The sequence below is a fragment of the Marisediminicola senii genome (genome assembly GCF_011057645.1).
GTDB lineage: Bacteria > Actinomycetota > Actinomycetes > Actinomycetales > Microbacteriaceae > Marisediminicola > Marisediminicola senii.
The window spans coordinates 258,750-280,343 of the sequence record NZ_JAALGE010000001.1 but is presented as its reverse complement, the minus strand read 5'-3'; the positions used below and the strand labels follow the sequence as shown (position 1 = coordinate 280,343).

Here is a 21,594-nt window from a genome sequence, read left to right as displayed (position 1 = left end):
CGGCAGCGACCACCACCAGCCTTACGCACGTATCCCTGCACGACCGACCCGGGGGCGGCAGTCACCGCACCGGGAACTGTCGGTGGCATGGGTAAGGATGGTGCCATGGGCTCTCCGCTCGACAACTTCTCTGCACCGACCCGTGAATGGTTCGCTGGGGCGTTCCCCGCACCCACCGAGGCGCAGCTCGGAGCGTGGACGGCCGTGCAGAGCGGGTCGCACGCACTCGTGGTTGCACCGACCGGGTCGGGCAAGACCCTCGCCGCGTTCCTGTGGTCGATCGACCGCCTCGCGACGAGCCCGGTTCCGGATGACGCGAACCACCGCGCCCGCGTGCTCTACATCTCCCCGCTCAAGGCCCTCGCGGTCGACGTCGAGCGCAACCTGCGGGCACCCCTGGTCGGCGTCACGCAGACCGCGCGACGGCTCGGCATGTCACCCCCCGACGTCACCGTCGGCGTGCGCTCTGGCGACACGACGTCGTCCGATCGGCGCCTGCTGCAGCGCACCCCACCCGACATCCTCATCACCACCCCGGAGTCCCTCTACCTGATGCTCACGGCATCTGCGCGCGAGACACTGCGCGGGGTCGACACCGTCATCATCGACGAGGTGCACGCGGTCGCCGCCACCAAGCGCGGCGCACACCTCGCCCTGTCGCTCGAGCGGCTCGACGACCTGCTGGAGAAGCCCGCCCAGCGCATCGGGCTCTCGGCCACCGTGCGTCCGCGCGAAGAGGTCGCCCGGTTCCTGGCCGGCGGCGCCCCGGTCGAGATCGTCGCTCCCGTCTCCACGAAGAAGTTCGACCTGTCGGTGGTCGTGCCCGTCGACGACATGACCGAGCTCGGCACCGCACCAGTGCGCGAGGGCTCCGCCGCGGGCAGCTCGGAGCCGCAGCAGGCGTCGATCTGGCCGCACGTCGAAGAGGCGATCGTCGACCGCATCCTCGAACACCGCTCGACCATCGTGTTCGCCAACTCCCGGCGACTGGCCGAACGGCTCACCGCCCGGCTGAACGAAATCTGGGCAGATCGCAACGCGCCACCCGTCGAGGGCGACGACGATGCCGATGGGGCCGGAGGTGCTGGCGATATCCGAGGCGGCAGCAGCAGCGGAGGCGGCAGCGGGGATCGAGTGACAGCCACGGCCGGGACTGGCACGTCGACCGCCACCGCAACCGCCACCGCGGTCATCGACGCCCCGAGCAATGCCGCGCACGACAACACCGCCGTGCTCGCTCGCGCGCACCACGGCTCGGTCTCGAAAGACCAGCGTGCCTACATCGAAGACGACCTCAAGAGCGGTCGGCTGCGCTGCGTCGTCGCCACCTCGTCGCTCGAGCTCGGCATCGACATGGGCGCCGTCGACCTGGTCATCCAGGTCGAGGCACCGCCCTCGGTGGCCAGCGGGCTCCAGCGTGTCGGCCGGGCCGGCCACCAGGTCGGCGAGGTCTCGCGGGGCATCATCTTCCCCAAGCACCGCGCCGACCTCATCCACTCCGCGGTGGCCAGCGAGCGCATGACCTCCGGGCAGATCGAGGCCATCACCATTCCGGCGAACCCGCTCGACGTGCTCGCCCAGCAGACCGTCGCCGCCGTCGCCCTCGACACCATCGACGTCGAGGCCTGGTACGAGACGGTTCGCCGCTGCGCCCCGTTCGCGCAGCTGCCTCGCAGCGCCTACAACGCGACCCTCGACCTGCTCAGCGGTCTGTATCCCTCCGACGAGTTCGCCGAACTGCGCCCCCGCATCATCTGGGACCGCGTCAAGGGCACCATCACCGGACGCCCCGGTGCACAGCGCCTCGCCGTGACCAGTGGCGGAACCATCCCCGACCGCGGCCTGTTCGGTGTCTTCATGGTGGGCAGTCCCGCCGCCGGCACCGGGGCGGAACCGGGCAAGGCCCGTGGCACCGGTGGCCGGGTCGGCGAACTCGACGAGGAAATGGTCTACGAATCCCGCGTCGGCGACGTCTTCGCCCTCGGGGCGACCAGCTGGCGCATCGAAGACATCACCCACGACCGCGTGCTCGTGACGCCCGCCTTCGGCCAGCCGGGCAAGGTGCCGTTCTGGAAGGGCGACGGGCTCGGCCGCCCCGCCGAGCTCGGCAGGGCGATCGGCGCCTTCACCCGCGAGATCGCAACGGGCTCCGGCGACGAACCCCGCGACCGGGTCAGCGCCGCCGGCCTCGACCAGCGCGCCATCACCAACCTCATCGCGTTCGTCGACGACCAGAAGAAGGCGACCGGGCACGTTCCATCCGACCGCACCCTCGTCGTCGAGCGGTTCCGCGACGAGCTCGGAGACTGGCGCGTCATCCTGCACTCGCCGTACGGCATGCAGGTGCACGCGCCGTGGGCACTCGCGGTGGGCGCCCGCATCCGCGACCAGTACGGGCTCGACGGCGCGGCGATGGCCAGCGACGACGGAGTGATCGCGCGTATCCCCGACACCGACAGCGAGCCGCCGGGCGCAGGCCTGTTCCTGTTCGAGCCAGACGAGCTGCGCGACATCGTCACCGAGGAGGTCGGCGGCTCCGCCCTGTTCGCCTCCCGGTTCAGGGAGTGCGCCGCGCGGGCCCTGCTGCTGCCCCGCTACAACCCCGGCCAGCGGTCGCCGCTGTGGCAGCAGCGCCAGCGCGCCGCCCAGCTGCTCTCCGTCGCCGCGAAGTACCCGAGCTTTCCGATCGTGCTCGAAGCGGTGCGCGAGGTGCTGCAGGACGTCTATGACCTGCCAGCGCTCACGCAGCTCGCCCGCGAGATCGAGAGCAGGCACATCCGCATCGTCGAATCCGAGACCGAGCAGGCGTCGCCGTTCGCCCGGTCGCTGCTGTTCGGTTACGTCGCCGCGTTCATGTACGAGGGCGACTCGCCCCTCGCCGAGCGGCGGGCCGCCGCGCTCTCGCTCGACTCGACACTGCTTGCCGAGCTGCTCGGCCGCGCAGAGCTGCGCGAACTGCTCGACGCCGGCGTCATCGAGCAGACCGAGCTCGAGTTGCAGCGCCTCACCGCCGACCGCAAGGTCAAGGGCGCGGAGGGCGTGGTCGACCTGCTGCGCATCCTCGGGCCGATGTCGGTCGACGAGCTCGAGGCCAGGGTGCAGGTGCTGCCGGATGCCGCCACCGACGTTCCCGGCTGGCTGACGTCACTCGCGCGCGACAATCGCGTGTGGAAGGCCGGCGCCGACCGCTGGGCCGTGATCGAAGACGCCGGGCGGCTGCGCGACGCGCTCGGCACCCCGCTGCCGATCGGCATCCCCGCCGCGTTCATCGAACCGGTCGCCGAACCCTTCTCCGACCTGATCGGCCGCTACGCCCGCACGCACGGTCCGTTCACGGTCGCCGCCGTCGCCGAGCGCCTGGGCGTCGGCACCGCCGTGGTCATCGACACGCTGCGCAAGCTCGAGAAGCAGCGCCGGGTGATCGAGGGCGAGTTCCGGCCCGGCTCCTCCGGCAGCGAGTGGTGCGATGTCGAAGTGCTGCGCCGCCTGCGCAGCCGCTCCCTCGCCGCGCTCCGCCACGAGGTCGAACCGGTCGACACCGCCACCCTCGGCCGCTTCCTCCCCGCGTGGCAACATGCAACCGAGCCGCTGCGCGGCATCGACGGCGTCGCGCAGGTCATCGACCAGCTCTCCGGCGTCGCCCTGCCCGCCTCGGCGTGGGAGACCCTGGTGCTGCCCACCCGGGTGCGCGACTACTCCCCCACGATGCTCGACGAGCTCACCGCGACCGGCGAGGTGATCTGGTCGGGCGCCGGATCGCTGCCCGGTTCCGACGGATGGATCAGCCTGCACCTCGCCGAATCCGCCCAGGTCACCCTCGCCGAGCCCACCGGTGACGAGACCACCGAGTTGCAACGCTCCGTGCTGGCATCGCTCGCCGGTGGCGGCGCGTACTTCTTTCGCCAGCTCTCCGGCGCCGTCGGCAGCACCGACGACAAGCAGCTCGTCGAGGCGCTCTGGCAGCTGGTGTGGTCCGGCCTGATCACGAACGACACGTTCTCGCCGCTCCGCGCGTTCATCGGCGGGCCGGCGCCGACCCGGCGCCCGACCACCCGGGTGCGCGCATACCGCGGCCGCTCCCGCCCTGTGCTGCCGACGCAGAGCGGACCGCCCACGGTCTCCGGCCGCTGGTCGCTGCTGCCCCTCGCCGAAGCCGACCCCACCGTGCGCGGGCTCGCCCTCGGCGAGCTGCTGCTCGAACGGTACGGCGTCGTCACCCGCGGCGCGGTGATGAGCGAGAACGTGCGCGGCGGCTTCGGCTTCGTCTACAAGGTGCTCAGCGGGTTCGAGGAGACCGGCCGCGCCCGCCGCGGCTACTTCGTCGAGGGGCTCGGCGCCGCCCAGTTCGCGACCGGAGCCACCGTCGACCGCTTGAGGGCATTCACGAGAGAGGTGGATGCCACAGACGACCCCATCGCGGTGACCCTCGCGGCCACCGACCCGGCGAACCCGTACGGGGCCGCACTGCCCTGGCCGGCCGCGCCCATTCCCGACGACAGCACCGAGGCCGAGAAGCGCGGGCATCGTCCCGGTCGCAAGGCAGGTGCGCTCGTGGTGCTCGTCGACGGCGAGCTCGCGTTGTACGTCGAGCGCGGCGGCAAGACCGTGCTGACGTTCGGGGCGGGCGAGGTGGCCGTGGCGGCAGCATCCACCTCACTGGCCCAGGTCATCCGGCGCACAGGCGGCAGGCTGCGGGTGGAGCGCGTCGACGGCCAGTTCGTGATCGGCACGCCGCTGGGCGACGCCCTCGTCGACGCAGGCTTCTCGACCACGCCGCAGGGCCTCAGGCTGCGGGGCTGAGCGCGTGCCAGAGGGAGATACCGTCTACCGCACCGCGAAGAACCTGAACGCGGCCATCGCGGGCAGCGTGCTGACCCGGTGCGACATCAGGGTTCCCGCGTTCGCAACCGTCGACCTCAGCGGCGAGCTGGTGCACGACGTGTCGAGCCGCGGCAAGCACCTGCTGATGCGAATCGGCGACCACACCATCCACTCGCACCTCAAAATGGAGGGCTCCTGGCACCTGTACCGCCACGGCACGAAGTGGCGAAGGCCTGCGCACAGTGCGCGGGCCGTGCTGGAGACCGCCGACTGGGTCGCGGTCGGCTACTCGCTCGGCGTCGTCGAGGTGGTGGCGACCGATGACGAGGAGTCGATCGTCGGCTATCTCGGGCCCGACCTGCTCGGACCGGACTGGGATGCCGACGAGGCCCAGCGCCGCATGATGGCCGACCCCGAGCGGCCGATCGGGCTCGCTCTGCTCGACCAGCGCGTGCTCGCCGGGCTCGGCAACGTCTATCGCAACGAACTCTGCTTTCTGCGGGGCATCCTGCCCACCCGCCCCGCGGGCCAGGTCGACGACCCGCGCCGGCTGATTGCGCTCGCCTATTCGCTCATCCACGCCAACAAGGACCGCGTCGAGCGCACCACGACCGGCACCCTGCGCGGGGCCACCGACTGGGTGCACGGGCGTCGGGGCAAGCCGTGCCTGCGGTGCGGTACCCCGATCCGCGAGGGGCTGCTCGGCGAGACGGTGCTGCAGGAACGCGAGACGTTCTGGTGCCCGCGCTGCCAGACCTGAGCCGGCCGGTCACCCCCGCTGCGGGTGCCGCTGCCAGCGCGCCGCGTGCAGGAACAGCAGGCCGATAGCGGTGGCCACGCCGAGCACCAGCACGAGCGGCGCCATCTCGATCACCGACAGGTAGTACGCATAGGTGATCGTCGACGATCCGTCGCCCAGCTGCCCGCGCTGCATGAGCCGTTCCAGTTCGGGCAGCCACTGCAGCAGCGCGAGGCCCCCGAGTATCAGTGCCGCACTGATTACCCACAGCACGATGACGAACGGGTTGCGCCGCGATCCGGCGGGATCGGCGGCGTCGTCGTCGTCGTTGTGGTCGCGGTCGGGGTCTGCGGTGGCGTGCACCTGCGCGTCGCCGGTCGCGCGAGGCGCGGTGACCATGGATGCCGCCGGCCCCTGTGCCGCGGCGTACCCGCGTTGTTCGAACTCCCGCTGTTCGGCAGCGCGTTGCTCGGCGGCACGGAGTTCAGCCACCGACGGCGGCATCCGGGCGGAAATGACGGGCGGCGCAGTCATCGGGCGGCGAGCACCGCTATCCGATGCCGACGCGGTGCGGGAGAGGGGTCGCACGGGCGCGCCGCCGCGGGAGCGCGAACGGTCGGCCGACGCGTCGTAACCGGGCTGGAACGCGGGGTCGAACCGTGGATCGAATGCACTCTCGCCCGCGCGTCGCTCCCGGTCACTGCGACCCTGGTCCTGCTCCATTGCGGCTCCGTCCCGTTGTGCGAGATTCTAGCCAGCGCCGATCTGTGGGTGCGCGGGTCGGGGCGCCCGCAGGCGTCTGCCGTGGCATCCATCTCATCCGACGACCCCGGGAGAACGACGCTGTTAGGGTGACCTAAGTCGAGTTGCTCGACTGGGCTGATTCCCGGACGGAAGGCGCACTGTCACGATGAGCTACATCAAGTCCTCGCTGATCGACGAGAAGGGCTTCGTGATCCTGGATCCCTACGACCAGGCGCAGGACCCGCAGGAGTGGACAGACCTCCAGTTCGTCGACTGGAAGTCGTCGGGCATCACCCGGTTCGCCCCGCTGACCAGCGCCGCGGGCGACCTGGAGGTCAACGGGTTCTGGAACTACACGCCGCCGCGCACCGACAAGGACGGCGTCTGGATCGAGTCGCAGGTGTCCGCCGCACCCCGCCTCACCGCCCGCGCCCAGGAGCCGGGCGCGAACGTCGGCCGGTGCCGCGTGATCGAGCTGCAGCCGAACGAGTACGCGAACACCATCTACAACCTGCACCAGGACGACAACAACCGCCTCAACCCCGACGGCAGCGGGTGGATCGTTCGGGCGTTCTTCAACCTCAGCGACGACCCCGACTCGTTCATGACGCTGCGCGAAGACCGCTTCGACCCGTCGACCGAGATCCGCATTCCGCTGCCCGCGGGCTCGCAGATCATCGTCGACACCCAGCGGTTCTGGCACGCCGTGTGGCACAAGGGACCGGAACCCCGCTACTCGCTCATCACGTCGTGGGAGTCGGGGCCGGCGCTCGATAAGTACATCGAGAAGCACCACGGCCGCAACGACCACGAGAACCCGCACCTCGACCAGCAGCTGATCGACGACGCGCAGGCCAGCGTGCAGCGTCGCCTCGCCGAGCGCTCCCTCGCGGTGGCGGAACGCTCGAGCGGGCGCGCGCCCGACCGTCGGTCACCCGAGGAGTAGCGCGGCGCCTCAGCGCATGCGCCGCTTGCGGAGGTTCGCCTGCCGGCGCGCGTCTGCCGCAGACTGCGGGGCGCGCTTCTTCTCGCCGCGGCCCGCAGCACCGGAGCCCGCGACACCCTTGCCGGTGGCGCCCTTCTTCGGCTTGCGGGAGTCCACGGCGATCGTGGGGCCCGCCTCCGGGGCGGTCGCACGTGAGCTGGCGGCGGTGCGGCCCCGCACGATTCCGACGAACTCCTCCACGCGGTCGGTGGTGCGCGCCGAGACCCAGGCCAGCGCGATGCGCGTGGCGGTGGCATCCATCACCGGCTTCGCCACGACGTCGCGGCGACTGTGCAGGCGCGCGACAGACTGTGGCATGACGACGACCCCTGCACCGGCCGCGACCACCTCGACCGCTTCGGCCCAGTCGCCGCCGATGTGCGACTCGTCGGCCAGGTCTGCGATGGTCACCGAATCGAGCGCGGCAATCACGTGATCCTGCGAGACGACCACCATCGGCTGCTCGTCGTAGAGCGGGATGACGCTCAGCGAAGCGTCGTCGTCGATGGGCAGCCGAACGAACGCGATGTCGGCGTGGCCCGCGCGCACGTCATCGAGCTGCGCGGCTTGGGCGGTGCGGGTGACGGCGAGGGGCCATTCGGGGCGGCGCTGCTCCCAGGCCCGCGTCCATTTCGTGGGCGTGACGCCGGGCACGGCAGCGATCGTGAAGGGCTGCCCCTCGGTCATCGACACGGCGCCTCCGGCATCCACAGCGGCACTCCCGCAGCGCCTACAGGCTATTGCACCGGGCGGTAGTGGCTACGCTGGCCTGATGACACCGGCGAAGACACCCCAGACGATGAAGGCCGAAACCGCGGCGAAGAAGCTCGGAATCCACCTGCCGTCGGCACCGCCGGAGTTTCAGGAATCCGCGATCACGCGTGCCGAGTTCAACGAGCTCAACGCGAACCCGCCGGAGTGGCTCGTGACCCTTCGCGCCGAGGGGCCGCACCCACGCCCCGTCGTCGCTGGCAAGCTCGGTGTCTCGATCAGCGGGCTCGCCCGTGGCGAGGTGACCGAGCCGCTGACCACCGCGCAGATCAAGGCGCTGCTCGAGGCGCCGCCGGCGTGGCTCGTGCAGGAACGCGCCACCCAGGCCGAGGTGCGGGCGGAGAAGGAGCGAATCGCTGCGGATGCCGCAGCCAAGCGCTCCCTCGCCGAACAGCGGGCCCGCGACTAGAGATCCGCCGGCCGGAACCGCTAGTTGCTCGCGGTGTCTTCGGGGCTGCCCGGCTTCGGGTGCCCGGGGATTGAGTCGCCGCTGAGGTTCAGCTCGCTCGGGTCGACCTCGATCTCGCCGACGTCGTCCGGTCCGCCGGTGCCGGGCAGGACCTGCACCTGGCTGTCGTCGACGTCGCTCTCTGCTGCCGTCGCGCTGTCGGTGACCTCTTCGTCCTGCGACGCCTGGACGTCACGCTCGCTTGCGGCGGTGTTCGTGGTGGCATTGCGGAGCTCTTCGCTCTCGGGCACGGCACTGATGTCAGACATAGTTCCTCACTGGATTCTGGCCGCTCGTGTGGCGTCCGCGGTCAACGCTAGGTCGACGGGTACCGCTGCCGCACCCCTCGACGGCGCAGGAGATGTGGGTATCATCCCCACCCCGCCGCTGCGCACTCAGCTACCGCCCCCGTGCATCGCAGACTGCGACCCGGGCGGCCGACAGCCGGCGCTACCCCGCCGCAGCAACCGGCTCGATGAGCTCGGGCCCGTTGTTCGGCACGCCTTTCGAGACCTGCACCTTGTTGACCGACCGGGAGACCTCGTAGAACTCGAGGGTGTCGGCCATCGCCGCCGACGACCCGTCGAGCAGCCGCAGCAGGTCGGGTGTCGCGAGGGTGTCGCCGAGCCAGTCGTCGACCGCCTCCGGGTGCAGGAACGCGGGCATGCGGTCGTGCACCTCGCCGGGCGTCACGTGGGCATCGAGCGTGATGATCGACATCGACAACCGCCACGCGTCCGGATCGTCGTCGTCTCTGCTCCGGTCCCGCCACGCGCCCACGATGCCCGCGAGCCCCATGGGCTCACCGCCCCGCTGTCGAATGAAGAACGGCTGCTTGCCGTCGTCGCGCTGCTGCCACTCGTAGTACCCCAGGGCAGGAACGACACAGCGACGGGTGGCGAACGAGCGCGTGAACAGGCCATTCGTCGCCACCGTCTCGATGCGCGCGTTGATCACCGGCTTGCCGCCACCGAAGGTGCGCGACGACGGACTGACCATTCCCCATCGCACTCCGGCGATCGATCGCACCCCGTCGACCTCGCGCGCCACCGCCACCTGGTCGGTCGGCGCGACGTTGTAATTCGGCGGCCAATACTGCTGCCAGTCACGGATCGCACCCGGCCCGTGCTCATCGACCAGCCCTTCAAGGTAGTCGTTGGTCGACTTGTCGACAGCAAAGCGTCCGCACATGCTGCTCATTCTGCCCCTCGCCCCCGACACCCGAATTTACCGATCTGAGGACATACCGACTTGTCTGTCCTCAGTCGTGCTATGGTTGCGATTCGCCGCTCCCCCCAGCGGCGAACAACCGGGGCACCGAATCATCCCCCTTTTTCGGACCCTCCTGGCGCTGGCTGTCGATCTTCGGATCCGGCCAGCGCCGAGGTTGCTCCTCCCCGAACTGGGGCACCACCCGACTGGCATTTGTCGTCGGCCCGCCTTACTCTTCCGGTACACCCCGTGCACGTTCTGTTGCACGGGGCCACCAGGAAGAGACCGGCAATCGTCGGCCCCCATCGTGGGCCAGGCCGTTCAGGAGGCCATCGTGCGCGGTTCGTCACGACGCTCAGCTCTCTCCAACCCCATCGCGAGGCTCGCCCGCGCCGCTCGGGCACGCATCATGGCGGGCGCCCTCCGCCCCGACGACCCCGCCGTAGCGAGCGTCGCGGGCCACGACGCCGACCGCATCCTCGTGCTCGGTTCCGAATCCGCCGTCGGCCTCGGGGTGGCATCCCACGACCATGCCCTGCCCGGCGCCCTCGCGCGCGCGGTCGCGACCCGCACGGGACGCGGCAGCCACGTCACCCTCGCCGCCGACACCGCCATGAATCCCGCGCTGGCACTGGCCAGGGCTGCCGACCACGACCTGGCACGCTTCGACGCGATCATCCTCGCGCTCGGCGACACCGACATCTTCGACCTCACCCCGGCGAGGGTGTGGCACGACGGCATGGAGCGGCTGCTTGTCTCGCTCGTCGACCAGGCGGCCGCTGACATCGAGGTCGTCGTCGTCGGCATCCAGCCGGTATCTGGTGCGTCGTGGGTCGACACCCTCTTCGGCCGGATTGCCGAACGCCACCGCGTACTGCTGAACCGCGAGACCCAGTCACTGACCCGCGGCATGGCCAGGGTCACCTACATCGACCTCCCGGTCTGCGGGGCGGTTCGCGACGGCGAGCACCCCACCGCCGACGACTACTCGCGCTGGGGCGAAGCGCTCGCCGAGCACCTCGTTCCGCTGCTCGCCCTGCGATACCATCCCGACGGCGACCGGCGAAGCGTTCGCCGCGCCAGCGCCCACACCCGCCACGTGCCCCCGGGAATGCTGCCCCTCGCCGCCGCCGAACACCCCGACGCCTACCCGCTCGACCTCGTCGTCGCACTCGCGTGCAACATGATCCCTGCCGGCTCCGCGCTGCTGTCGATCGTCGACTTCGACCGGCTCCGCGAGGTCGAACGCGCCCTGGGCACTGACGACACCTCGCTGCGCGCCGACGTCGTGCGCTTGCTCACCGATCGTGGCTCCGAGCCAGTGGTGAGTCCCGATCTGCAGGCCAGCCCGGCATTCCGCGAGTTCCTCGCCGGTCGCGCCGCACCCTGGGCACGGTTCTACGCCGGCTTTCCGATCGAGGACGCCTCCGGCACGATCGTCGGGTCGGTCTGCATCGTCGACTCGCAGCCCCGCATCCGCGCCGACGACATCGACACCGACGCCGCGGCGCACCTCGCCGAATTCGCGCGAACAGAACTCTGGCGATTCCTCCCCGACCTGCCCGACGCCGTGATCGGCCTCGCGCACCCGCTCACCGGGGGCGCGGGCATCCAGCTGGCGCACGACCACGCGCCCGACACGACGGACCACACCGCGTCAGACGGCCGGGAGCTCGCGCTCTAACTCGCAGAGAATCCTCTATCGAGCGGTTGTCCCCGCCTCGGCAGGTGGCCACCATGGTGCTGCATGCGGCGGCCGTGGGCACGGTGATGGATGCCGCGGCACCCGCAGCGCGAAGGAGGACACCGTGACCGAGGCATCCCACCTGCTGCTGGCGCGGCACGGACGCACCGCCCTCAACGCCGAGGGCAGGCTGCGCGGCCTCGCGAACCCGCCGCTCGACGACGCGGGCATCGCCGAAGCCACCCGCCTGGGCGCGGCCCTCGCCAGCGCGGGAATCACCGCGGTGGTCTGCAGCCCGCTCGACCGCGCGCAGCAGACCGCCCATATCGTCGCGCGGGCCGCGGCGGTCGCCGTGCACACCGACGACCGGCTGAACGACCGGGACTACGGCTCGTGGACGGGGCACCTCACCAGCGAGGTGGTCTCGCGCTGGGGAAGCATCGACCGCGCCCCGGGCGTCGAGTCGACGAACAGGGTGCTCGCCCGCGTGCTACCGGCCCTCGATGACGTCATCAGGCACCGCGCCCCGGTCGCGATCGTCACCCACGATGCGGTCATCCGGCCCGTGCTGCAGTTCATCGACCCGAGCCGCACCGGGCTCGCCATGCCGACCGGCAGCTGGAGCGACATCGCGCTGACCCGCTCGGGCTGGGTCGTCGAGAGCGTGGACAACGTTCCCGCCTGACTATGCCGACCCGCGGCAGTCACGGCTACCCGGTCACCCGCCCGGTCAGCCCGTAAGCCGGGCGAGGGCGTCCGCCGACGGTGACCCCGGTTCCGCAGCGACCACGATGAGCGCCTGGTCGTCGGTCTCGGCGATGGCGAACGACTCGAACGAGACCGTCAGGTCTCCGACGAGTGGATGCCGCAGCGCCCGGTACCCGCGCCGCCGCTGCACCACGTCGAACTCGGCCCACAGCCCCGAGAACTCCGTCGACCCTGCCGACAGCTCAAGCACCAGCGCACCGATGGTGCCGTCGTCGGCGAACAGTGCCCGCTGCCGGTGCAGCGCGGCCACGACGTCGCGGGCCACGTCTCGATGGTCGACAATCAGGTGCCGCGAATCGGGGTCGAGGAACACCCACCGCGCGAGCGAACGGTCGGCTTCAGACGACTCGAGCGCGCCGGCCGTGCCGGGCAGGCCGGGCAGCAGCCTGCGGGCGCCCTCGTTGCTGGCGGCCACGACCAGGCCGCGGCCCACGACGAACGCCGGCGCCCGCATCGAGTCCAGCATCCAGCCCAGCTCGGCACGGACGGTCTGCGAGCCCGCGGAGACACCGCGCGCGCCACCACCCCGCGCGCTGCCACCGTTCACGTCACCACCGCGCACCAGGGCCCCGAGGTGCGCAACGCCATCCGCCCCCAGGTGCAGGGCGGCGCCGACCCGCTCCAGGATGGCTCCCGACGGGGAGACCCGTCCCTGCTCGAACCGCGTGTAGTAGTCGACGCTCACGCCGACGAGCTGCGCGACCTCCTCGCGTCGAAGGCCGGCCACCCGCCGCACCGTCACCCCGGCCGGGATACCGGCCTCGTCTGGACGAACCCGGGATCGCCGGGCACGCAGGAATTCGCGGAGTGGCTCATTGGCTGGCATGCCCGCCAGTCTCCCCACGCCGAGTGGACCGGCGCGACCCACGGTTGTAGCAACCCGTGGTGCGTCCGAGTCTCCCGGAGGAGAAGGCCCGGTGTTCGACTATCCGGGGGGCGAGGACGATCTCCCGAATCACGCCAGCCCGAAGGACGTCACCCGTGTCCAACCTCACCGTCACCGCACGTTCCCCGCAGCCGGGCCCCGAGCAGTCGGGCGCACGGTCGCGCACCACCCGATCCATCGCCGACCGCATCCGCACGGTCGGCCAGAACCGGATCGGCGCCCTGATCCTGCTCGTCGCGACGGCCATCGCCATCATCTGGGCCAATGCCCTTCCCACATCCTACGAAGCGCTGTGGGACACCCACCTGACCGTGGGGGTCGGCGACATCCAGCTCGACTTCACCCTGCACGCCATGGTCAATGACGCCCTGATGGCGGTGTTCTTCTTCACCGTCGGCCTCGAGGTGCGCCGCGAGTTCGCGATCGGCGAGCTCACCAGCTGGTCGCGGGCCGTGGTCCCCGTGGTCGCGGCAATCGCGGGACTCGTGATCCCGGCACTGCTGTTCCTGTTCATCGCCCGGGATTCCGGGCACGCGGGCGCGTGGGGCATCGTGATCTCGACCGACACCGCGTTCCTGGTCGGGGCGCTGGCGCTGATCGGGCCACGGGTTCCGGGGCGCCTGCGGGTGTTCCTGCTGGCGCTCGCCGTGGTCGACGACATCGGAGCGCTGAGCATCATCGCCCTCGTCTACACCGAGGGCTTCACCCCGATGCCCCTGGTCGTCGCGGCGATCGGCCTGGTCGGGGTGTACCTCACCCGCTACCTGCGGGGCGGTCGTGGTCCGGTCTACGCGACCCTCGCGATCATCGTGTGGTTCGCATTCCTCGCCTCTGGCGTGCACCCGACCCTCGCCGGGGTGGCCATCGCCCTCCTCGTTCCGGTGTACCGGCCAGACCGGCGCGACGTGGAACACGCGCTCGAACTGGCGCGCACCTTCCGGCAGTCACCCAACACCGAGTTCGCGCGCGCGGCCGCGAACAGTCTCCGCGAGTCGATCTCGATCAACGAGCGCCTGCAATCGTCATACGCACCGTTCGTCGCCTACGTCATCCTGCCGCTGTTCGCGCTCGCCAACGCCGGCGTGATGGTCACCCCCGAGATCCTCGCGGCGGCCATCCGGTCGCCGCTCACCTGGGGAATCGTCGTCGGCCTCGTGGTCGGCAAGTTCGTCGGGGTGTTCGGCGCCGCCGCCGCGCTACGGGCGCTGCGGGTCGGGGAGTTCGGGGCGGGACTCCGGCTCGACCGCGTCGCCGGCGGGGCCGCGCTGTGCGGAATCGGGTTCACGATCTCACTGTTCATCGTCGATATCGCAATCGACGACGCATCCGCCCAGAACGAGGCCCGCGTCGGGGTGCTGGCGGCATCCGTGATCGCCCTGCTGCTGGCGACGCTGATCTTTCGACTGGTGGACATGATCCGCCCGGCGCACGAGACCGGGCTGACCCTCGCGCGCCCGGTCGACCCGGCCCGCGACCACGTGTACGGGGCGGTCGATGCCCCGTTCACGATCGTCGAATACGGCGACTTCCAGTGCGGGTTCTGCCTCAAGGCGTCCGGCTCGATCCAGGAGGTCTACGAGCAGCTCGGCGACCGCCTGCGGTACGTCTGGCGGCATGCTCCGCTGCCCGACGTGCACCCCAACGCGGTGGCGGGCGCCGAGGCATCCGAGGCGGCCGCCCTGCAGGGCATGTTCTTCGAGTTCGAGCGCGGTCTGTTCGCCGACCAGGAGAACCAGCGGCCGTCTGACATCGTGCGGCTGGCCGAGCGGCTGGGCCTCGACGTCGAGCGTTTCGAACGCGACCTGCGCTCCCCCGACGTGACGAGCCGGGTGCAGGACGACATCTTCGACGCCGAGGCGATGGGCATCACGTCGGTTCCCACCCTGTTCATCAACGGCCGCCGGCACCGCGGCAACTACGACGCGCAATCGCTGATCCGCGCGCTGGAGCAGACCGGCCAGCAGGAGCACCCCGAGCACCCCGAGCAGCCCGTGCACCCCGAGCAGCCCGAGCAGCGGGAGCGCCCCCAGCACCCCGACCAGCACGACCACCCCGAGAACCCGGGTCGCGCCGACACGCAGCCCGCACCCACGACACCGGAGGCACGACCATGACCACGATCGACGGCCACATCGACGCTGCGCAGGCCACCGAGGCGACCAGGCAAGCGGAAAGGGAGGCGGGGGGCGGGGCCGAGCAGCATCCGGCGCTGACCGACGCGCAGTGGCAGCGCCTGCTGGCGTTCGGCGACGCGCAGGACGTGGCGGTCGGCGAAGCGTTGTTCCGCTCCGGCGACCGCGAATACGACCTCATCCTGGTGGCGTCGGGCGAGGTGGAGATCGTGCGTGATTCCCTAGGCTGGCTGCCGGAGACGCGCATCGCGCTGGCCGGCCCGGGTTCGTTCGTCGGCGAGCTCGGCCTGCTCAACGGGCAGGGGGCGCTGCTCTCGGCGCGGGCGACGCAGGCCGGGCGCATGACCCGCATCTCCCGGACCGTGCTGCGGCGGATCATGCAGCAGGACGACGAACTCGGCGACGTGATCTTGCACGCGCTGTGGGCCCGCCGCGAGGCGCTGCGCAGGGGTCCGGCCGCGATGACCCTCAAGTTCGTGGGCACCGAGGGTTCGCGCGAGCTGATGTCGCTGCGCCGGTTCGCCGAGCGACTCGACCTCGTGCACCTCGCGGTCGAACTGGCACCGGGCGACATCGCTGCCCTGCCAGGACACGACCTCACCACCGAGGACCTCCCGGTCGCGTTCATCCAGGGCGAGCCGATGCCGAACGCGACCCCGGGCCTCGTCGCCGAGCGACTGGGCCTCAGCTACCAGGCGCAGGCCAACGACGTGGTCGACCTCGTGGTGATCGGCGGGGGTCCGGCCGGGCTCGCCGCCGCGATCTACGGGGCGTCCGAGGGTCTGAGCACGGTGTTGCTCGACGCCCTGGCGCCCGGGGGTCAGGCGGCCGCGACATCCAGGATCGAGAACTTCCTCGGGTTCCCGTTCGGTGTCAGCGGCGGGGCGCTCACCGGCCAGGCGTGCCTGCAGGCGCTGAAGTTCGGGGTGCGGGTCTATGCACCGTGCGAGGCCGCGGGGCTGCGGTCGACGGGCGACGAACTCGAGCTGACGCTGTCGGACGGCCGCGTCATCCATGCCCGAACCGCGATCGTCACCTCGGGGGCCGCCTACCGCACCCTCAAGCTCGACCGGTGGGCCGACTTCGAACGGTCGGGAATCTACTACGCCGCGACGCAGCTCGAGCTGCGGCAGGTGGCGGGCTCCCCCGTGGTCGTCGTCGGCGGGGCCAATTCGGCCGGACAGGCGTCGCTGTACCTGGCCGCGAATGGATGCGACGTGCGCCTCGTCGTGCGCGGCAACGACGTCGGGGCACGCATGTCGTCGTATCTCGTCGACCGGTTGCGCGAGGATCCGCGCGTGCAGGTGCACACCAGGTCGACCGTGGTGGCGCTGGACGGCGGCGAGTCGCTCGAGCGGGTGACGATCGACAGCGTCGGGGAGGTCGATGCGCGCGGGTTGTTCTGCTTCATCGGCGCCGAGCCCGCGACCTCGTGGCTGGAAGGCCTCGACCGCGACGCCGACGGGTTCATCCGCACCGGCACCGACATCGGCACGCAGCTGCTCGCGGACTGGCAGCCGCTCGGGCGGGAACCGCTGCCGTTCGAGACCTCGGTTCCGCGCATCTTCGCCGCGGGTGACGTGCGTCGCGGATCGATGAAGCGCGTCGCGGCGGCCGTCGGCGAAGGCTCGAGCGCCGTGGCATCCGTGCACCGCGCGCTGGCCGGCTGAGGGTGGGCTGACTTTCATCATTCAGGAACCAGTGCGCTGCGGGCTTGCAGCATTCAGGAACCAGTGCGCTGCAGGTGCGCAGCATTCAGGAGCCGGTGCGCTGCAGTTGTGCGGCATTCAGGAACGATTGGCCGCAGTTGCGAAGAATTCAGGAAGAATTCGCCCGAGTCAGAGATCTCGAGCAATGGATGCTGCCGCAGCAGTCATTCCCCCAGTGAGCACTGTTCCGCACCCACCACCACTTCCTGAATGATGAAAGCGCCGGGACTAGTCATTCACGAGCTGCCGGGGCCGCACCCCGAGATCGAGGTGCACGTCCGCGTCGTCGACCTCGTCGAGGTGGTGGGTGACGAGCACAACGATGCGGTCGGCGAGGGCGCTCCGCAGGTCGGCCAACATTGCCTCGGCCGCCTCCGCATCGAGGTGGGCGGTCGGCTCGTCGAGCAGTACGACGTCGGCGCGCGTGAGCAGGGTGCGCGCGACCGCGACCCGCTGCCGCTCGCCTCCCGACAGGAATGCGCCCGAGGGGCCGACGGGAGTGTCGAGCCCGAGCGGTAGCCGTGTGAGCAGGGCGCCGAGACCGACCCGGTGCAGCACCCCGACGAGGTCGGCTTCCGCGGTGGCATCGTCGCGCGGGCGCCCGAGCATCAGGTTGCCCCGCAGGGTCGAGTCGAACAGGTGCGACTCCTGCGGACACCAGGCGACGTGCTGTCGAAGTTCCTCGGCACCGAGGTCGCCCGCGTCGACACCGCCCGTTTCAACACCGCCCAGCCGATAGCGACCCGCGTCGACCGGCAGGTGCCCGAGCAGCATCGAGAGCAGTGTCGACTTGCCAGAACCGGAGGGGCCGCTGACGACGAGCCACTGGCCGCGGGTGACGTGGGCCGTGGCATCCATCACCGCGGGGGCCTCAGCGCCCGGCCACCGTACCGACACGTGGTCGAGGTCGAGTGACACGACCGGCCCAAGTGACCGTGCCCGCGTCGCCGGGGCCGCGACCATGAGTCGGGGCGGCACCGGCACCTGACCCTCGAGCTCGCCCACCCGCCGCAGGGCGCCGCGCAGGGTCGGCCACTGCTGCACCGCGTCGACCACCGAGAGCAGCGGGTCGACGAGCGCGAGCGGCACGAGAACCAGAACCGCGACGAGCTCGGGTGCGATCGCCCCAGACCCGACGGGGGCCACGGATGCCGCGAGCACGAGCATCGCGCCCACTCCCCCGGTCGCGACCACGAGACCTTGTCCGAGCCCCAGCGCGAACGCCCCGCGTCGTGCGTAATCGCCTGCCCGCCGGTCGAGGTCGTCGAGCGCCGCGCGCGCCGCACCGTCGACGCCGTTCGCGCGCAGGTCGTCTGCGGCGCCGATCAGCCGGGTGATACCGCGGATGGACTGCGACCGGACGGCGAGTCCGAGGCGGCTGGCGCGACGGTCGGCAAGCAGCGCGAGCGCGGGTCCGCCGATGAGGCTGACCGCGAGGCATCCGAGCAATACCGGCACTGTCGCGGGAGCGATCATCGCGAACGCCACGACTGCGCTCGCCGCGGTGGCGAGACCGACGAGCGGGGGCAGCAGCACGCGGGGAACGAGGTCGCGGATCGCGTCGGCCGCGGTGACCAGGTAGTCGAGCGCACGGCCCCCCTGCGAGAGCACCCGCGAGGAAGGCCCCAGGGTGGCGAACCCGCGCCACAGTCGGGCCCGCAACGACGCGACCGAGCGGAACACGGTGTCATGTGTGAGCAGCCGCTCGGCGTAGCGGATGACGGAGCGTCCGATGCCGAAGAACCTCACACCGACGATCGCCACCATCAGGTACATGATCGCGGGCTGCTGGCTCGCCCGAACGATCAGCCAGCCCGATACCGCGGTGAGGGCGACGGCGAACAGCGCCGCGAGCGTGCCGAGTGCGACCGCGCCGAGCAGCCGGGGCAGCGTGGGAGCGAAGAGGGTGGTGAGGATGCGGATCGGCGAGACCGCGGGTGCCGTGGCGATGCCGGGATGGATGGTGGCGTCATGGTCGAGGTGGCCGCGGGCGAGTGCACGATCAGTGCCGGGCGCCACAGTGTCGTCGGCACGAACGCCGGCCTCGAGGCGTCTGCCGTCGAGCCCCCCGGTCCTGTGGCCCGCCGCGCGCCCCGCCGCAGCATCCCCCAGCCAGACGACGTGATCGGCGAGCGCGATCACCGACCCCTCGTGGCTCGCCACGAGCACGGTGGCGACCGCGCCCAGCATCCGGATCTCCCGCTCGACCAGAGCTGCGGAGCGATCATCGAGGTGCGCCGTCGGCTCGTCGAGCAGCACGACCCGCGCCCCACCCTCGACCCGCGCCACCACGCGGGCGATCGCGAGCCGGCGCAACTCGCCGGGGCTGAGTTGCGCGGGGTCGCTGCCGGCGAGGTGCCCGAGTTCGAATCTGTGCAGCACCGCCGCGGCATCGCTCGCACCGTAGAGCCGCACCTCGTCGGCAACCGTCGGACTGACGGTCGATGGATGCTGCGACGCCCAGGCCACATCGCCGGCCCCGATCCCGCACACGCTTCCGGCCACCCGCACGCCGTCACCGCGGCCCAGCCGGCCCGCGAGCACTCGCAGCACCGTCGTCTTGCCGCGACCGCTCGCCCCGGCGAGCGCGGTGATGCCGGTCACCGGCAGGTCGACGTCGAGCGGTCCGACGACGCGCCCGCGGTCGTCACGCGTCACTGTCAGCCCGCGCACGCTCACGCCAGAGGCGCCAGCGACCCCAGCCATGCCCGGCACCGGCACCGGCACCGGGGCAGTCGACTCGATCACCGCGGTTGCGCGGTCGACCGCGGCCACCCCATCGCTCGCCGCGTGGAATGCGGTGCCCACGTCTCGGAACGGCGCGTAGCATTCCGGTGCGAGCACGAGCACGAGCAACCCGATCTCGAGCGGCATCGACCCGTCGACGAGCCGGAACCCGATGAATACCGCGACGACGGCCACCGAGATCGTCGCGATCAGCTCGAGGGCGAGCGACGACAGGAATGCCGTGCGCAGGGTCGCCATGGTGCGCGTTCGGTAGTCGCGCGAGATGCGATCCAGCGCGGCGGACTGCTCGTCGACACGGCCGAGGCCGACGAGGACCGGGAGGCCGCGGGCCAGTTCGACGAGGTGGTCGGAGAGCCTCGCGAGGGCGGCGGATGCGGCATCCACCCTGTCCCTAGTCTCGAGTCCGATCAGCGCCATGAAGATGGGGATGAGCGGAACGGTGAGCACGATCACGAGTGCGCTCACCCAGTCGGCGGCCAGGATGCGTGTGCCGACGATCAGCGGCACGGTCGCGGTGGTGGCCACCGCGGGCAGCACCCGGGCGAAGTAGTGGTCGAGGTCGTCGAGCCCGTGGGTGGCCAGGGTTGCGAGCGAGCCCACGGGGCCGGTGCCGCCCGCCATAGCGCGGTCGGTGAGGTCGTGCCGCAGGCGCTCCTTGGTGCCGATGGCCGCGTGGGCAGCGTACGCTCCGGTCGCCCACGAGACCGCGCCGCGCACGATGGCCGCGATGATTCCGGATGCCACGGCGATGCGCCACGCGTCTGAGCCGTCGATCACGGCGACGATGCCCCTGGCCACCGATTCCGCGATGACCACGATCGCCAGGCCCTTCAGCGCACCGAGTGCACCGAGAACCCACATCGCGCGCGTGCCGTACGCGCCGAGGCCCGCGGGCAGCAGCCGGTTCATTCTCCCTGCGGCCGCACCGCAGCCGTGAAGACATGGGCGAGCGGGATGTGCTTCTCGCTGACCCGGTGGCGGAACACCCAGTACGTCCACACCTGGGAGGCAATGATGACCGGGAGACCGAATGCGGCGACCCAGGTCATCACGGTGAGCGTGTACGAACCGCTCGCCGCGTTCGCGACGGTGAGGTCGAATGCCGGGTCGATGGTCGACGGGAGCACGACGGGGTATGCCGCGGCGAAGATCGACGCCGCACCCGCGATGAGGAAGACCGCCGTACCGGCGAAGGCGCGTCCCTCGAACCCGGCGCGGGCGTTGAGCCACGCGAACAGCACCGCCAGGACGGCCACCGCGACCAGGGTCCACGTGACGACGGTGCCGCTGCGAAGCTGCATGATGAGCACCCACGCAACGATGGGCAGCAGGGCGATCGGGCTCCAGCGAACGGCGAACGTTCTGGCGGCCGCGCGCACCGGGCCGTCGGCTTTGAGTGCGAGGAAGATCGCGGCGTGGATGAGGCAGAACCCGACCACCGCGAAGCCTCCGAGCACCGCGTAGCCGGTGAGCCACGCGAACGGGCCGCCCACCCGGTTGCCGTCAGCGTCGATGGGGAGGCCGGTCGTCGTGAGGGTGAGCATCGCGCCGACACCGAACGCGCTCACGAAGGAGCCGGCCGCCATCGCGATATCCCACCTCCTCGCCCAGCGTGGAGTGCGGCCCTTGCCGCGCCACTCGATCGACACGGCACGGAAGATGAGGCCGAGCAGCACGAGGGTGAGCGGGATGTAGAGGGTCGAGAACAGCGACGCGTACCAGAACGGGAACGCGGCGAACGTCGCGGCACCCGCGGTGATGAGCCACACTTCGTTGCCGTCCCAGACCGGGCCGATGGTGTTGATCATCACGCGACGCTGGCGATCGCCGCGGGCCGTGAGGAACAGGTGCATACCGACGCCGAGGTCGAATCCCTCGAGGAGCAAGTAGCCGATCCAGAGGGCCGCGATCGCGATGAACCAGATGGTGGGGAGGATGTCCATGTCG

Annotated in this window: 15 protein-coding genes; 8 read left to right on the top strand and 7 right to left on the bottom strand. The window is 71.0% G+C overall.

Annotated features, from left to right (window positions below; translation table 11 throughout):
• Window positions 1–105: 105 nt before the first annotated feature.
• Complete coding sequence (locus G5S38_RS01295) at window positions 106–4,800, top strand: ATP-dependent helicase (RefSeq protein ID WP_165063364.1); 4,695 nt, start codon at window positions 106–108, stop codon at window positions 4,798–4,800.
• A 4-nt stretch (window positions 4,801–4,804) separates the two neighbouring features.
• Entirely contained in the window at window positions 4,805–5,581 is a 777-nt protein-coding gene (locus tag G5S38_RS01290) for an Fpg/Nei family DNA glycosylase (protein WP_165063363.1), read from the top strand.
• 9 nt (window positions 5,582–5,590) lie between these two features.
• Here G5S38_RS01290 and G5S38_RS01285 read toward each other — a convergent pair whose 3' ends face one another.
• A complete protein-coding gene (locus tag G5S38_RS01285; protein ID WP_165063362.1) occupies window positions 5,591–6,283 on the bottom strand; it encodes a hypothetical protein in 693 nt (230 codons plus the stop codon).
• 187 nt (window positions 6,284–6,470) lie between these two features.
• On the opposite strand from G5S38_RS01285, the gene G5S38_RS01280 reads away from it, so the two are divergent.
• The gene (locus G5S38_RS01280) at window positions 6,471–7,250 is read left to right on the top strand and encodes a hypothetical protein (RefSeq protein WP_165063361.1); all 780 of its coding nucleotides are present in this window, start codon (window positions 6,471–6,473) and stop codon (window positions 7,248–7,250) included.
• A 9-nt stretch (window positions 7,251–7,259) separates the two neighbouring features.
• Here G5S38_RS01280 and G5S38_RS01275 read toward each other — a convergent pair whose 3' ends face one another.
• Window positions 7,260–7,976 carry a substrate-binding domain-containing protein gene (locus G5S38_RS01275; protein WP_165063360.1) on the bottom strand — a complete coding sequence of 239 codons (717 nt, stop codon included), beginning with the start codon at window positions 7,974–7,976 and terminating at the stop codon, window positions 7,260–7,262.
• Between the two features lie 85 nt (window positions 7,977–8,061).
• Here G5S38_RS01275 and G5S38_RS01270 point away from each other — a divergent pair, with 85 nt between their 5' ends.
• Entirely contained in the window at window positions 8,062–8,469 is a 408-nt protein-coding gene (locus G5S38_RS01270) for a DUF5997 family protein (RefSeq protein ID WP_165063359.1), read from the top strand.
• Window positions 8,470–8,489: 20 nt separating this feature from the next.
• Here G5S38_RS01270 and G5S38_RS01265 read toward each other — a convergent pair whose 3' ends face one another.
• Both G5S38_RS01265 and G5S38_RS01260 read right to left on the bottom strand, forming a co-directional pair.
• Complete coding sequence (locus tag G5S38_RS01265) at window positions 8,490–8,777, bottom strand: hypothetical protein (RefSeq protein ID WP_165063144.1); 288 nt, start codon at window positions 8,775–8,777, stop codon at window positions 8,490–8,492.
• A gap of 181 nt (window positions 8,778–8,958) precedes the next feature.
• Window positions 8,959–9,699: an SOS response-associated peptidase gene (locus G5S38_RS01260; protein ID WP_165063358.1), complete on the bottom strand. Its 741-nt coding sequence runs from the start codon at window positions 9,697–9,699 to the stop codon at window positions 8,959–8,961.
• Window positions 9,700–10,027: 328 nt separating this feature from the next.
• On the opposite strand from G5S38_RS01260, the gene G5S38_RS01255 reads away from it, so the two are divergent.
• Both G5S38_RS01255 and G5S38_RS01250 read left to right on the top strand, forming a co-directional pair.
• Window positions 10,028–11,404: an SGNH/GDSL hydrolase family protein gene (locus G5S38_RS01255; RefSeq protein WP_165063357.1), complete on the top strand. Its 1,377-nt coding sequence runs from the start codon at window positions 10,028–10,030 to the stop codon at window positions 11,402–11,404.
• A 124-nt stretch (window positions 11,405–11,528) separates the two neighbouring features.
• Complete coding sequence (locus G5S38_RS01250) at window positions 11,529–12,089, top strand: histidine phosphatase family protein (protein ID WP_165063356.1); 561 nt, start codon at window positions 11,529–11,531, stop codon at window positions 12,087–12,089.
• A gap of 45 nt (window positions 12,090–12,134) precedes the next feature.
• Here G5S38_RS01250 and G5S38_RS01245 read toward each other — a convergent pair whose 3' ends face one another.
• Window positions 12,135–12,998, bottom strand: a complete 864-nt coding sequence (locus tag G5S38_RS01245; protein ID WP_165063355.1) for a helix-turn-helix domain-containing protein — start codon at window positions 12,996–12,998, stop codon at window positions 12,135–12,137.
• Window positions 12,999–13,153: 155 nt separating this feature from the next.
• Between G5S38_RS01245 and nhaA the strand changes: the two genes are divergently transcribed.
• Window positions 13,154–15,172 carry a Na+/H+ antiporter NhaA gene (gene nhaA / locus G5S38_RS01240; protein WP_165063354.1) on the top strand — a complete coding sequence of 673 codons (2,019 nt, stop codon included), beginning with the start codon at window positions 13,154–13,156 and terminating at the stop codon, window positions 15,170–15,172.
• The gene (locus G5S38_RS01235) at window positions 15,169–16,860 is read left to right on the top strand and encodes an FAD-dependent oxidoreductase (protein WP_165063353.1); all 1,692 of its coding nucleotides are present in this window, start codon (window positions 15,169–15,171) and stop codon (window positions 16,858–16,860) included. Before nhaA ends, G5S38_RS01235 begins: the two co-directional genes overlap by 4 nt.
• A 267-nt stretch (window positions 16,861–17,127) precedes the next feature.
• On the opposite strand, the gene cydD is transcribed toward G5S38_RS01235, so the two are convergent.
• Together cydD and cydB are read right to left on the bottom strand one after the other, a co-directional pair.
• Window positions 17,128–20,556 carry a thiol reductant ABC exporter subunit CydD gene (cydD, locus tag G5S38_RS01230; RefSeq protein ID WP_165063352.1) on the bottom strand — a complete coding sequence of 1,143 codons (3,429 nt, stop codon included), beginning with the start codon at window positions 20,554–20,556 and terminating at the stop codon, window positions 17,128–17,130.
• Window positions 20,553–21,590 (bottom strand): cytochrome d ubiquinol oxidase subunit II, encoded by a 1,038-nt coding sequence (gene cydB / locus G5S38_RS01225; RefSeq protein ID WP_165063351.1) that lies wholly within the window; start codon window positions 21,588–21,590, stop codon window positions 20,553–20,555. Before cydB ends, cydD begins: the two co-directional genes overlap by 4 nt.
• Window positions 21,591–21,594 lie beyond the last annotated feature (4 nt).